Origin of the sequence: Winogradskyella costae (assembly GCF_013403865.1) — a bacterium.
GTDB classification, from domain to species: Bacteria; Bacteroidota; Bacteroidia; order Flavobacteriales; family Flavobacteriaceae; genus Winogradskyella; species Winogradskyella costae.
The window spans coordinates 18877-32907 of sequence record NZ_JABFDK010000007.1 but is presented as its reverse complement, the minus strand read 5'-3'; the positions used below and the strand labels follow the sequence as shown (position 1 = coordinate 32907).

At 32.5% G+C, this 14031-nt stretch carries 13 protein-coding genes; 6 read left to right on the top strand and 7 right to left on the bottom strand.

Annotation, left to right across the window (positions count from 1 at the left end; translation table 11 throughout):
- Positions 1-241: 241 nt before the first annotated feature.
- Entirely contained in the window at positions 242-898 is a 657-nt protein-coding gene (locus HM986_RS13525) for a class I SAM-dependent methyltransferase (RefSeq protein ID WP_179335630.1), read from the top strand.
- Positions 899-946: 48 nt separating this feature from the next.
- Here the strand turns inward: HM986_RS13525 and folK are convergent, their stop codons facing one another.
- On the bottom strand, positions 947-2092 hold the full coding sequence (gene folK / locus HM986_RS13520; RefSeq protein ID WP_179335629.1) for a 2-amino-4-hydroxy-6-hydroxymethyldihydropteridine diphosphokinase: 1146 nt from the start codon (positions 2090-2092) through the stop codon (positions 947-949).
- Positions 2093-2163: 71 nt separating this feature from the next.
- Between folK and HM986_RS13515 the strand changes: the two genes are divergently transcribed.
- From HM986_RS13515 to HM986_RS13495, 5 genes are all read left to right on the top strand, one after another.
- A complete protein-coding gene (locus HM986_RS13515; protein WP_179335628.1) occupies positions 2164-2868 on the top strand; it encodes a queuosine precursor transporter in 705 nt (234 codons plus the stop codon).
- A 109-nt stretch (positions 2869-2977) separates the two neighbouring features.
- On the top strand, positions 2978-5647 hold the full coding sequence (locus tag HM986_RS13510; protein WP_179335627.1) for an AsmA-like C-terminal region-containing protein: 2670 nt from the start codon (positions 2978-2980) through the stop codon (positions 5645-5647).
- A 115-nt stretch (positions 5648-5762) separates the two neighbouring features.
- Complete coding sequence (locus HM986_RS13505; RefSeq protein ID WP_178987414.1) at positions 5763-6626, top strand: sigma-70 family RNA polymerase sigma factor; 864 nt, start codon at positions 5763-5765, stop codon at positions 6624-6626.
- Positions 6627-6728: 102 nt separating this feature from the next.
- Complete coding sequence (rpsU, locus tag HM986_RS13500; RefSeq protein ID WP_020895559.1) at positions 6729-6923, top strand: 30S ribosomal protein S21; 195 nt, start codon at positions 6729-6731, stop codon at positions 6921-6923.
- A gap of 120 nt (positions 6924-7043) precedes the next feature.
- The gene (locus HM986_RS13495) at positions 7044-7559 is read left to right on the top strand and encodes a gamma carbonic anhydrase family protein (protein WP_179335626.1); all 516 of its coding nucleotides are present in this window, start codon (positions 7044-7046) and stop codon (positions 7557-7559) included.
- Between the two features lie 22 nt (positions 7560-7581).
- Here the strand turns inward: HM986_RS13495 and HM986_RS13490 are convergent, their stop codons facing one another.
- The 6 genes from HM986_RS13490 to HM986_RS13465 all read right to left on the bottom strand — a co-directional run bounded on the left by HM986_RS13490 (position 7582) and on the right by HM986_RS13465 (position 14030).
- Positions 7582-7929 carry a GTPase gene (locus tag HM986_RS13490; protein ID WP_179335625.1) on the bottom strand — a complete coding sequence of 116 codons (348 nt, stop codon included), beginning with the start codon at positions 7927-7929 and terminating at the stop codon, positions 7582-7584.
- 121 nt (positions 7930-8050) lie between these two features.
- Positions 8051-8830: a glutamate racemase gene (gene murI / locus HM986_RS13485; RefSeq protein ID WP_179335624.1), complete on the bottom strand. Its 780-nt coding sequence runs from the start codon at positions 8828-8830 to the stop codon at positions 8051-8053.
- Between the two features lie 64 nt (positions 8831-8894).
- Entirely contained in the window at positions 8895-9395 is a 501-nt protein-coding gene (locus HM986_RS13480) for an OmpH family outer membrane protein (protein ID WP_179335623.1), read from the bottom strand.
- 32 nt (positions 9396-9427) lie between these two features.
- Positions 9428-10537: an OmpH family outer membrane protein gene (locus tag HM986_RS13475; protein ID WP_179335622.1), complete on the bottom strand. Its 1110-nt coding sequence runs from the start codon at positions 10535-10537 to the stop codon at positions 9428-9430.
- A gap of 156 nt (positions 10538-10693) precedes the next feature.
- A complete protein-coding gene (gene bamA / locus HM986_RS13470) occupies positions 10694-13318 on the bottom strand; it encodes an outer membrane protein assembly factor BamA (RefSeq protein WP_179335621.1) in 2625 nt (874 codons plus the stop codon).
- Positions 13290-14030 carry an isoprenyl transferase gene (locus HM986_RS13465; RefSeq protein WP_179335620.1) on the bottom strand — a complete coding sequence of 247 codons (741 nt, stop codon included), beginning with the start codon at positions 14028-14030 and terminating at the stop codon, positions 13290-13292. The genes bamA and HM986_RS13465 overlap by 29 nt, the downstream gene beginning before the upstream one ends.
- Position 14031 lies beyond the last annotated feature (1 nt).

Genomic DNA, 14031 nt, shown 5'->3' with positions numbered 1-14031 from the left:
CCCTATTGAAGAAAAATATTGAAAAAATAATGTCTGGTTGGGGAAAACAAATCACTTGTTTTTCAGCAATATTTGTAGCAAATCCTTATTCTTTTTGGTATGGCGTGCCATTTTACATTCTTGGTCTTTTACTACTTTGGAATTCAAAATTAACCAAGAATTTAAAGATAAAATGGTCATTTTATCCAGTATTTATTGTTGCCATAGTTTATAGCTTAATTAGTCTATTTTTATTGATTATATGATTAAAACATCAAAAACACCTTGGCCCACAAAAGACGCGATGCAACAAGTCTATGACATGCATCTTTGGGGTGGAAAAGAATTTGATTTTTACTCAGGTGATGGCTCTCATAACATTAAAATCGTTGAACCTTATATTGATAGTATCACTACGTTTTTAAAATCGCAGAACAATCCACTAACCGTTTGTGATTTAGGTTGTGGTGATTTCAATATCGGAAAACAACTCACCAAACACACTAAAAACTATATTGCGATAGATATTGTTGACAATCTCATTGAAAGAAATAAAGCCTTATTTAAAGAAGGCCATCTAGAGTTTCAGTGTTTAGATATTGTGAAAGACGAACTTCCCAAAGCAGAAGTTGTTATTCTGAGACAGGTTTTACAACATTTATCTAATACTGAAATCCTAAAAGTAGTTGAAAAATTACATAACTATAAATATGTAATTCTCACGGAACATATACCCGTAGGAAACTTCGAGCCTAATAAAGACATTATTTCTGGTCAAGGTATTAGAATTAAAAAAGATAGTGGCGTTGATGTATTGAAAGCTCCTTTTAAACTGAAAATTGTCGAAGAACAAAAATTATCAGAAATATTTCTAGATCATAATAAAGGTATAATTGTCACCACGCTTTATCAGTTATAGGAAGCCCTTTTATACCAATCCAAGAACAAAAGAACTAACTAATGATTACTATTCTTTGCTTATGGAAGCATCACTAATCTGCTCCAGAAGCCATAAATAATCAGCACGATTCTTAACAAAGTCCTTGTTAGAGATATCAATAATCTTAACATTCATTTCTTGTTGACTTTTTAAAAACTCAAGATAACCTGCATTGATTTTTTCGAGATAATCGTCTTTGATGTCTTTTTCATAATTCCGACCTCGTTTTTTTATATTAGCCTGTAAACGCTCAGTATTTTGATATAAATAAATATACAAATCTGGCTTCGCAATATCCTTATATACTTGATAGAATAATTTTCGATACAATCTAAACTCATCTTCCGGTAAGGTAATCTTAGAAAATATTAGAGATTTATAGACGTCGTAATCGCTTACCATAAAATCCTTAAACAAATCGAGTTGCGATAAGTCATCACTAATTTGCTGATAACGATCTGCTAAAAACGACATTTCTAATGTAAAAGCATAGCGCTCTGGTTCTTTGTAGAATTTTGGCAAAAATGCATTGTCTGCAAACCGCTCTAAAATTAATTTTGCATTAAAATCTTTAGAAATCTTATTAGTTAAACTTGTTTTCCCTGCGCCAATATTACCTTCAATCGCTATATAATTATAACTATTAAAAGTATAGGCTGCATTAGGGTGTTTTAGCAAAATATCTACAAGCTCAATTTCGGAAGTATCCCTACATTCCACCCATAAATTTTCTATAGACTTATTTAAAACAGGATGTTTAAAGTCTTTTGCAATATCTAAAAGTGGCTGTAAAACAAATTTTCGGTTTTGAATTTGCGGATGAGGGATTACTAAAGTTTTTTCTTCAAAACTTTCATCTTCAAAAAATAAAATATCTAAATCTATCTCGCGAGACTCATAACCTATAGTGGTTTTAGACTTCCGCCCTAACTCTATTTCAATAGTCTGAAGTTCCTTAAGAACCTTCTTCGGCTTCAATTCTGTTTCAACCGTTATACACGCATTAAAAAAATCATCGCCTTTAAACCCAAAAGCTGGTGTTTTATAGATTTTAGAAATCGTTTTAACGGCACCAATTCTAACAAATACAGCGTCTATAGCAGATTGCAAGTACTGCAATTTGTTGCCTTTATTACTTCCTAATGCTATATGAGTGATTTTTGTTGGTTTCATAGAAAGAACAAAATAACTAAAACAAATTTTATAACTTTACCTTTACCAAAACTATTTATTAACCATTTTCAATGTCATTAAAAGACAAGCTTTTAGCCCAACGCATTTATCTTATACTTGGTGGACTTTTTATTACATCATTAGTAGTCTCAAATTTAATATTTCAAAAATTCTTTTATTGGCATCCTTTTGATGTCGAAATTTTTGGATCAAAATTATTTGAGGTTTCAGTCGGCATACTACCTTATCCTATTACGTTTTTAATTACAGATTTAATCAGTGAGATTTACGGTAAAAAACGTGCTAACGACATTGTAATCGTTGGTATTTTCGCATCACTATTTTCACTATTAATTATCTATACGGCTTCAAATGTAACTGCTACAGAATGGTCTTACGTTAATGACACAACGTTTAATCAAGTCTTCGGCAATACCTCCCTTGCAGTTTTTGCAAGTATGGTTACGTATTTATTTGCTCAGTTTGTAGATATTCAAATTTATCATTTTTGGAAACGATTAACTAAAGGCAAACACCTTTGGCTCCGCAACAATTTTTCTACTTGGTTTTCTCAATTTATAGACACCTTTACTATTTTGGTTTTACTTTGCACCTTCGGCATTATTGATTGGGTGAACTTCGCTGGCTTATTAATTAGCGGTTTTATTTTCAAAGTTTTAGTTGCATTATTAGACACTCCATTCCTGTATCTCGGAGTGTATTTATTTAGAAAGCGTTTTAAGCTAAGCGTAAATGAGGAAATAAATTTATTATAACTGTTAATCAAAACATTAAAATCTTCTTAAACTTACCGATATTAGCATCTTTTATTCGGAATTTTACGTATATATTAATGAAGCTATTTAAACCCCACAAATACTAATTATGAAGAAAGTCCTCAAAATTGTTGGAATCATTTTACTCCTTTTTATCGCGATTCTTATTGCGACACCATTTTTCTTAGAATCTAAAATAGATACGATTGTTCAAAACTATGCCGATGAAAACTTGAACGCTGAACTTACGTTTGACGATATTAGTTTAAGTCTTATAAGTAGTTTCCCAAAAGCAGAAATAAGTGTCGATAATCTAAAAATTATAAATCGCGCACCTTTTGAAGGAGAAACCTTAGCTACTGCAAAGTCTTTATCTTTTGAAATGGGTATTATGCAATTATTAAAAGGTACAGAAGATCCCCTTGTTGTGAACGAGATAATAGCAAACGAACTTCTTTTGGTCATAAAAACCAATAAAACAGGGGCTGTAAATTATGATATTGTAAAAGAAAGCGATACAGAAGCTGCACCTGCAGAAACAGAAGCTTCAAGCGGTTTTACTTTTGATATCGACAACTATGAACTTAATAATAGCGCCTTCACTTACATAGATGACACGTCTAACATGGCTTTTTATCTTACTGAAATTAACCATAAAGGAACTGGTATATTTTCTGGAGGTAAATCTGAACTAGACACTAATACTGAAGCTAATGTTACTTTTGCTATGGACAGCACTGAATATTTAAGTAATAATAGTATTAAATTAGACGCACTTATAGACCTAGATTTAGACCAACAAAAATATACGTTTAAAGAAAATAAAGGTTACATCAATGCTTTACCTCTAGAATTTGATGGTTACGTGCAATTGGTTGAAGCCGGACAACAAATAGATATCACTTTTAAAAATCCGGGAGCAACGTTTAAAGATTTCTTAGCCATTATTCCTCAAGCTTACGCCAAAGACGTTGCCAACGTTAGTACTACAGGTAACTTTACCGTAAACGGAATTGTAAAAGGTTTAGTTTCTGAAGAAACAATTCCTACTTTGGACATTAATTTATTATCCGAAAATGCCTCTTTCAAATTCCCCCAACTTCCGAAAAGTGTAAAAAACATAAGTATAGATGTATCCGTGAAGAATACTACGGGAAATATTGATGACACATTTGTGAATATTGATAAGCTTAATTTTCAGATTGATGAAGATACTTTTAAATCAGAAGCCTCTATTAAAAACCTTACTAAAAACATGCTTATTGCAGCTAAATTAGATGGTACTTTAAATTTAGCCAATATCACCAAAGCTTATCCTGTTGAATTAGAGAATGAACTTAGTGGTATTTTAAAAGCAAACGTAAGCACCTCGTTCGATATGGATGCAATTGAAACTAATGCTTACCAACGAATTAAAAATGTTGGAAGTGTATCCTTATCTAATTTTGTATTTTCTTCTGATGATATTTTAAATCCTATTCAGATTAATAAAGCAGACTTAACCTTTAAACCAGGAACAGTAAGCCTCAATAGTTTTGATGCCCAAACGGGCAAAAGTGACTTTACGGCTACAGGGACAATCAATAACTTACTAGGTTTTATGTTGAGTGACAAAAATTTAGAAGGTAATTTTAATTTGAATTCTAACACGTTTGCCCTGTCAGATTTTATGTCTGAAGACACTACAACAACTGGAACGTCAAATAAAACAACTCAAACCACACCCGCAGCTGAGTCGCTTAAAATTCCTGCTTTTTTAGATTGCACGATTACAGCTAATGCTAAAACAGTGATTTATGACAACCTGAATTTAAAGAATGTAAAAGGGCAGTTGGTTATAAAAGACCAAACAGCTAGTCTTAAAAATATGACCACAGATATATTTAATGGTCAATTAGGAATTTCTGGGAATGTATCCACTAAATCTGCAAAACCAAGTTTTGATATGAAATTAGGAATGCAAAACTTTGATATATCGCAATCATTTAACGATTTAGAAATGTTAAAGGCCTTAGCACCAATCGCCAAAGTTTTACAAGGAAAATTAAATTCTACAATTGATATTAGTGGATTTTTAGACGAAAGCTTTTCACCAGACCTAACAACTATGTCCGGAAGCGCTTTGGCTGAGATTTTAACAGACAAAGTAGATACGAGTAACAGTCCTTTACTAGCTGGATTAGATAGCAAATTAGATTTTATTGATTTTAGTAAAATAGATTTAAAAGACATTAAAACCAATCTAAGCTTTGAGAATGGTAGTGTTTCTGTAAAACCGTTTACAATTAATTATAAAGATATTCCTATTGAAGTCTCAGGTTCACATAGTTTTTCAAACACGATGAATTACAGTGCTGTTTTACAAGTACCAGCAAAATACTTAGGTAGTGAGGTAAATCGTTTGATTGGTAAAATTAATGATAATGAAGTTAATAAGTTAACGGTTCCGATAACAGCAAACATTGGTGGTACATTTACAAGTCCAAATATTAAAACAGATTTAACTTCTGGTGTATCTAATTTAACTAAGCAACTAGTTGAAATTGAAAAGCAAAAATTAATTGGTCAGGGAAAAGATAAAATAACCGATTTATTAGGTGGTATTTTAGGTGGTAATTCTGCAACTAAAACCGATTCTACCAAGACTACTGTAGCCGATAGTACTAAGCAAACTAATCAAGATAAAGTTAAAGAGGGTGTTAGTAACATATTAGGTGGATTATTGGGCGGAAAGAAAAAATCAGACACTAGTAAAGAGGCTGATTCAACTAAAAATTAGACTACGGGCGGAAAAAGCACATGCTTTTTCCCAATTTATGTTAATAAATACACTTTTATTTGCTTTTCTTAATAATTAGATTACATTGAAGGTTCACTAAATTTCAAAAGAATACATGAGGCAATTAAAAATCACCAAGCAGGTAACTAACAGAGAAGACAAATCGTTAGATAAATATTTACAGGATATTAGTAAAATTCCTTTGATTACTGCAGATGAAGAAGTCGAGTTAGCACAGCTTATTCGAAAAGGTGATCAAGCTGCATTAGATAAATTAACAACTGCAAACCTAAGGTTTGTTGTTTCTGTTGCAAAGCAATATCAAAATCAAGGTTTAAAACTACCCGATTTAATAAACGAGGGAAATGCTGGTTTAGTAAAAGCAGCAAAACGTTTCGATGAAACTAGAGGTTTTAAGTTTATTTCTTATGCTGTATGGTGGATTAGACAAGCTATTTTACAAGCATTAGCAGAGCAGTCGCGTATAGTACGTTTGCCATTGAATAAAATTGGTACAATCAATAAGATTAATAAAGCCTTTTCTCATTTAGAACAAATTAATCAGAGACCACCAAATGCAGATGAAATTGCTCGCGAATTAGATATCAGTGTTCGTGAAGTAAAACAATCTATGAAAAATTCTGGTCGTCACCTTTCTATGGATGCACCATTAAAAGATGGAGAGACATTTAGTTTATACGATGTGGTAAGTTCTGGAGAATCACCAAGACCTGACAAAGCGTTAATGAAAGAGTCCTTAAACACGGAAGTTGAGCGTGCCTTAGAAACACTAACTCAAAAGGAAAGTGATGTGATTCGTTTAAATTTTGGAATTGGAGATCAACCACCAATGACCTTAGAAGAAATAGGTAGCATCTACGATTTAACTCGTGAGCGTGTACGTCAAATTAGAGAAAAAGGAATCAGAAGATTAAGACATGCGAGTAAGAGTAAAATCTTAAAAACATACTTAGGTTAAAAATAAATTTCTAAAACATTGAATTAATTTTTTATTTTCAAATAGTTAGCATATATTTGCCGACCATTTGCAAGAAATAGTTAACAAAAATATATCGATATAATGATTAAAATCGAAATCAAAGAAGGAGAAAATATAGAACGTGCACTTAAGCGTTACAAGCGTAAACACAGAAATGTGCAGATTATGCAAAACTTAAGAGAAAAGCGTTATTTCGCAAAACCTTCTGTTAAGAGAAGAAGAGAAGTTCAGAAAGCTGAATACATTCAAGGTCTAAGAGACGCTGAAAATATATAAACATTATATTTATATAACGTAATACTAAAGAGTAGCAATTTGTGCTACTCTTTTTTTATACCCTAAATTCTGATTTCTGTAAATTTTCATTCTATATTGAACCCACTAAAACATTAAGATATGCCATTAATTAAAGCCGTTAGAGGAAAACAGCCTCAAATCTCAGAGGATTGTTACATCGCCGAAAATGCCACTATAGTAGGTGAAGTTACAATAGGAAAACAATGTAGTGTCTGGTTTAATGCCGTAATTAGAGGCGATGTACACTATATTACAATGGGCGATAAGGTGAATGTTCAAGATGGTGCAGTTATCCATGCGACGTATCTAAAATCGCCTACAACAATTGGTAATAATGTTTCCATAGGACATAATGCTATTGTACATGGTTGCACAATACAAGACAACGTACTCATTGGTATGGGAAGTATTATAATGGACGATTGCATTATAGAAAGTAATAGTATTATTGCGGCAGGAGCTGTATTAACTAAAAACACTGTTGTTGAATCTGGAAGTATCTATGCTGGGGTACCAGCCAAAAAAGTTAAGGATATTAGCAAAGAACTAATCTCTGGCGAAATTGATAGGATTGCAAATAACTATGTGGAATATTCTAGCTGGTTTAAAGACTAATAAGTAACTCTAAGTAACGCAATCAGACCTGAAGTTTTAAGCGCTCAATTAACGCTTCAATAGTAGAAAGTTCTTTTAAAGCTTCAGAATTTAGAACTGTTGAAAGTTGCTGATTTTCTAATTTTAAAACCGTTGGATAGATCATATTTACATTCGGAAAAGTGGCTTCAAATTCGTCCTTGTGATAGAATTCCATTTCCATCTTGCTTTGCGTTCTATAATTCTTCCAAGTGCCATTTTCATTAAAGGCATTGTGCGTCAAAGCACATAAAGAACATTTATACGTCGATGGACTGATCAACTTGTGTCCAGCTTCAAATAAAGCATTTAGTTTACCTGAATTCGCATTGTAGATAAATAGTAATTTCATATATACATTATTATACTTTAAGACCATTAATGCACGTTGCATTTTATGAATCTTGTGAGAAATAACACCTTTAAATCTGGCGCTTCATAATGCATTAGTATGTTTTAATTTACTAACCTTACTAAAAGTCTACATATGAGACATTAAATTTATAATCTAAGATTGAATTTAAAACCGCAATATCCCCATTAGAGCACAATTCAATTTTTGGCAAATCTAATGCGTCATTAAGTAAACCAAGCGCGGTTAATACGGTTTGTGTCTGTTTTGCAACTGCCCGTCCTGAATCGATAATCTTAACATTATCTGGAAGCATTTTAGTAAGCATAGGAATAAGATAAGGATAATGAGTGCACCCTAGAACCAAGTAATCAATATTCTGCTTTAACATAGGCTCTAAATAGGTTTCGAGGTACGATTGCATTTCTTTAGAGTCTAACTGACCGGTTTCAATCAACGGTACAATGCCCTCACCTACTTGTTCTATAATTGTGATATTTTTAGAATATAAATCTGTGGTTTTATGAAAAAGCTTACTGCTTAAAGTCCCTTTGGTCGCAAGAATACCAATAGCTTTAGTTTGTGTATTTAAAGCCGCTGGTTTTATGGCTGGCTCTATACCTATGAATGGAATATCATAATTTAGCCTAAGATAATCTATTGCATTTGTAGTTGCCGTATTGCAAGCCACCACTATAATTTTACACCCTTCTTCAATAAGAAATTCGGCATTTTTAATACTTAATTGAATGATTTCATCTTCAGACCGATTACCATAAGGTGCATTTTTGCTATCAGCTAAATACAGACAATTTTCATTGGGTAATAACGCATGTATCTCCTTAAAGATAGAAGTACCTCCAATTCCTGAATCAAATATGCCTATAGGATCATTGCTCATATATACAAAAATAAAAAGTCGCTTAACAATAAGCGACTTTCTAAATAATTATTTTTAATTAGGCTTACATTCCTAATTGTTTTTTAACATCTGCCATAAGATCTTTACCATCTTTTACGATAAGCATTGCTGAGTCAAAAACATACTGAATACCTTGAGCTTTAGCAACTGTATTAATTGCTTTATCTGCTTTCTCAACGATAGGCTTTAAAAGATTAAATTCTTTTGCTTGTAAATCCTTTTGAGCTTGTTGTTGGTACTCACTTAAGCTTTGTTTGATACCATCAACTTCCTGCATACGATCCATATTAGTCTGCTCCGTTTGCGTTTCAGCTTCAGCGTCATATTGCTTAAGCTTAACGTCTAACTCTTTTAATGATGTTTCAATTGTTGCTTGGTAAGTTTTACTTAATTTATCAATCTCAGTTTGAGCTTGAGTATAAGCTGGCATTGCTTTAATCAATTCTTGCTTATTTATATGTGCAACATTGCTTTGAGCAGAAGTTAAACTTGTAGCTCCTATAAAAAGTACTGCTGCAAATAATAAAGTTTTTAAATTTTTCATTTGATTTTAATTGTATTACGTGTTATAAATTATTAATTATTGTCTTCGTTTTTCTTTGCTTTGGCAATAGAATCGTTTCTCTCTACCTGTTTTTCACGTTCTTCACGTGCTTTTTTACGCTGTTCTATTATTTTCTTTTTTCTATCCTCTAGTTCTTTTTGACGTGCCTCCCTATCTTTCAATTTTTGAGCGCGTTCCGCTGCCGCTATTTCTGCTGCTGTTAACGGTTCTTTAGAAACTATTGAATCTTTTACAACAACATTTTTTTGTTTAATGCTATCTGTCTTAACTGTTGGTTCTATTTTAGTGACGCTATCCACTTTAACCGTCTTAGCCTCTTCAAAAATTTCCGCTCTCTCGTTCTTTGCATCAATAACTTTTTGGCGACGCTCTTCTGCTTCTTTCCTTTTAGCATCTCTTAACGCCTGCTGTGCTGCACGTCTATCTTCAGCTGCTTGTTCGCGTTCTGCTCTCTTATCTGCTAATTCTTTTTCACGCTTTGCCTTAAGATCCTCTAATGCTTGCTGACGCGCATCTTTACCTGTATCTACAACGGGAACAACTTCTTCATCTTCTAATTCTTGGCGTTCCTTCTTATTTTTAGCTTGCGATCTCTTAGATGTCCGTGTAATAGTTCTTAAAACTTGCTCACTGATATCATAACGTTCAGCAGAATACAACATTACAACATCTGCAGATTTATCAAAAACAAAATCGTAACTTTTAGTTTCTGCAATTTCTTGTACAGCTGCAAAAATCTGATCTTGGATAGGCTCTATTAACTGACGCTTTTGAATCATTAAATCTCCATCAGGCCCAAAACGCTTCTGTTGATAATCTAAAACCTCAGCTTCTTCGAAAGTAATATCCTCAAAACGCTCATCATACAATTCTTTAGTTAAAAGAACGCTTTCGTTATCTAGCTCTTTCTTCTTTTGCGCAATTGCATTTAATTTCGTTTCAATTTCAGTCTTCCAATCTGTAACCTTTTTATCTAACTGAGAAGATGCTTCTTTATATTCCGGTACATTTTCTAAAATGTACTCAGTATCAATATAACCAATCCTCACCCCTCGTTGCGCATTTACACTGAAGCTTACAAGACCTACTGTTATTATAAAAAAAAGAACTTTAAATTTCATCATTTATGTTTTTATGTTTTGAGACATTTTGGTTATAAAACTCGATGTGTTATCATTTTAGTCTTATTAGTCTTCAAATTTAACGAAATATATTCTTAAAAATTTTAACAATATGATGAAATCCTTGTTTAGCTATTAGAAAATATCATGCCAAACTTAAAATTGTTGACCGATTATGAAGTGTGTCTCCCAATTTTTAACGGTTGTTCCGAAGGGAGATTCATCAAATGCATGACCAAAATCTATACCAAGTAAACCAAAGGCTGGCATAAATATACGCAATCCAAAACCTGCAGATCTCTGAAGCTTGAAAGGATCGTAATCCTTGAAGTCATTAACAGATGTTCCTGCTTCTAAAAATGAAAGCGCATATATTTTAGCTTGTGCACCTAAAGTAATAGGGTAACGTAGCTCTAATGAGAATTTACTATATATTGAACCACCATCCTGAGAAGATAATGATTGATTAGGATAGCCACGTAATTGAACAACCTCTCTACCATCTAAAGAGTAATTAGCTAAACCATCACCACCAACAAAGAAGCGTTCAAAAGGAATAACTCCCCTATCATTATTATAAGCTCCAAGGAAACCAAATTCTACACTAGGACGTAAAACTAATTTTTTGGTTAGGGATTGATACCAATCTGCTTTAAATTTAATCTTATAAAATTCTAGCCATTTAAAACGTTCTTGGTCAATTTCTGATATTCTCGATGATGCATCATTAAAAGCCGCAGTTTCTTGTAGCGTTGGATTCGGATTATTTTGATAATCACTTAAAATTTCATTCTGATCAGCTCTTTCGTCTTTTAAATCACCATAATCTACTCCATTTACCAATGAATAAGGGAAAGAAAATTTAGCTGAAACAGAAAAACTAGAACCACCTGTTGGAAAAATAGGATCATTGTAAATATCACTTCTACTTAAACCTATCGTATATGACAGGTTATTTGAGGTTCCATCTCCAAATGTAAATAAACCAGTGTTGTAATTTTGAAGATCATAATGTTGGTAACTGATTGCTTGCGATAATAGAAAATAATCATCTGGTTCCGCTAATCTTGTTGAGACACCAAAAGTTAAACCTGTAATATTGAAACTTTTACTTTTATCGGCGCTTCCCGTACTAGAATCGTACAAAAACTGTCTTGAATGTGAAAGCGATGATGACAATTGAAATGGTTTTTTACCACCAAACCACGGTTCACTAAATGAAAAACTATACGTTTGAAAAAACTGACTTGCTTGAAGTCTCAATGCTAAACTTTGACCATCACCTCTAGGTACCGGCTTATAAGCCTCACCGTTAAAAATGTTTTTTATTGAAAAGTTATTAAATGATAATCCTAATGTACCAATGAAGCCTCCGCCGCCATAACCACCTTGTAGTTGTATTTGACTAGAACCTTGCTCTACTAAAGAATATTCCACATCTAGAGTTCCATCTACAGGATTTGGATTTTTAATATCTGGTACAATTTGTTGTGCATCAAAATACCCTAATTGTCCAAGCTCTCTGATGGTTCTAATAATATCAGATTTTCTATATAATTCTCCCGGACGTGTTCTAATCTCTCTATAAATAACATGATCATTAGTAACATCATTACCGACTACAGTTACATTATTATAATATGCTGGTTTACCTTCAGAAATACGGATTTCCATATCAATCACATTACCTTCTGCACTAACTTCTACAGGATTGATTGTGGAAAACATATAACCAAAGTTTTGGTAAGCATTTGTTATATCATTTGCATCTGGGTTACTATCATCTGCAATACGCTCTCTTAATTCTACACCATTATAAGTATCACCTTCCTTAATACCAAGTAGGTTAGACAATTGCTGATCAGAATATACGGTATTACCAACAAAAGTAATTTTACCAAATGTATACTGTTCTCCTTCCTCTACTTCAATATCTAAACTAATTGTTTTTTCATCTAAATAAGAAATAGAATCTGATATAATCCTCGCATCACGATAACCGTTCTCTTTATAGTAATCTACCACACTTATAAGATCTTCTCTAAAATTGTCTTCAATATATTTTGAACGTTTTAGGAATCGAATAAATTTCTTTTGCTTCGTATTCTTCATAGCTTTACGAAGCTTCTTATCGACTATTTTCTCGTTACCCTCAAAATTAATAGTCTTTATTTTTACTTTTTCCCCTTTATCAATTGCAATACGCATATCAACACGTTCTTTCTCTACTGAATCAATAACTTCTGATGTTGTGATTCTAACGTCTGTATTTAAAAACCCCTTTTTTCTATACTTATTTGTAAGATAGTTTTTCGTTGTAGCAATAAGGTTTTCTGTAACTTTTTGACCTGTCTTAAGTTTGTTTTCGTCAATAATCTCGTCTTTCTTACCCTTCTTAACTCCTTCTATCGTAAGGTCTTTAAGTTCTGGCAAATCACTAAGGTGAATCTCTAAATTTGCATTCTTACCGTCTATGTCAGTTATATAAATATCTATACTACTAAATAAGTTAGATTTCCACAAAGTCTTTACTGCATTAGCAATTTTCTCACCACCTACCTGAATCTCTTCATCCTTTCTAAGTTTAGAATAGGCAATAATAGTTTGCGCGCTAAAATTGGTATTACCAGTAACATTAATCTCCTTAATTAAATAGGTTTCTCCTCCTTCTACTTGAGCGTAACTGCTAAATGAAATTGTAAAAAGGAATGCAACACAAAAAAGCTTAATATATGACTTCAATATTGCGGTATTAGGTAAGTTGTTCGCTTGTTTTTCCAAATCTTCGTTCTCTGTTTTGATAGTTTATGAGTGCCTCATATAGATTTTCTTTTGAAAAATCTGGCCATAAAACATCTGTAAAATATAGTTCTGCGTAGGCTATTTGCCATAGTAAAAAATTACTGATACGTTGCTCTCCACTTGTGCGGATAAGTAGGTCAACGTCTGGTAAATTTTGCGTGTAAAGATGCTTATTAATAATTGATTCGTCAATACTTTCAGAAGAAATTATATTATTTTTAACTTTAACTGACAATTCTTTAATAACATTAACAATTTCTTCACGAGAACCATAGCTTAAGGCTAAAGTTAATGTCATATTAGAATTATTTTTAGTTTTTTCGATAACACCTAACAGCTCTTGATGTGCTTTTTTAGGTAAATCATTTAGATTCCCAATAGCACATAATTTAATGTTATTATCTTCAAAAGTTTTCATCTCTCTCTTTAAAGACTTCACCAAAAGTTTCATTAGAGTCTGTACCTCTAACTTAGGTCTGTTCCAATTTTCGGTAGAGAATGCATAAAGCGTTAAATTCTTAATACCTAACTCTGCACAAGCTTCAACGGTTTGTCTTACAGATTTAGTGCCATTTTCATGACCAACAACCCGCATCAATCCTTGTTGTTTTGCCCAACGACCATTACCATCCATTATAATTGCTAGATGAGCAGGAAGGTTCTTTTTATTTATTTTTTCTTTTAAATTCATT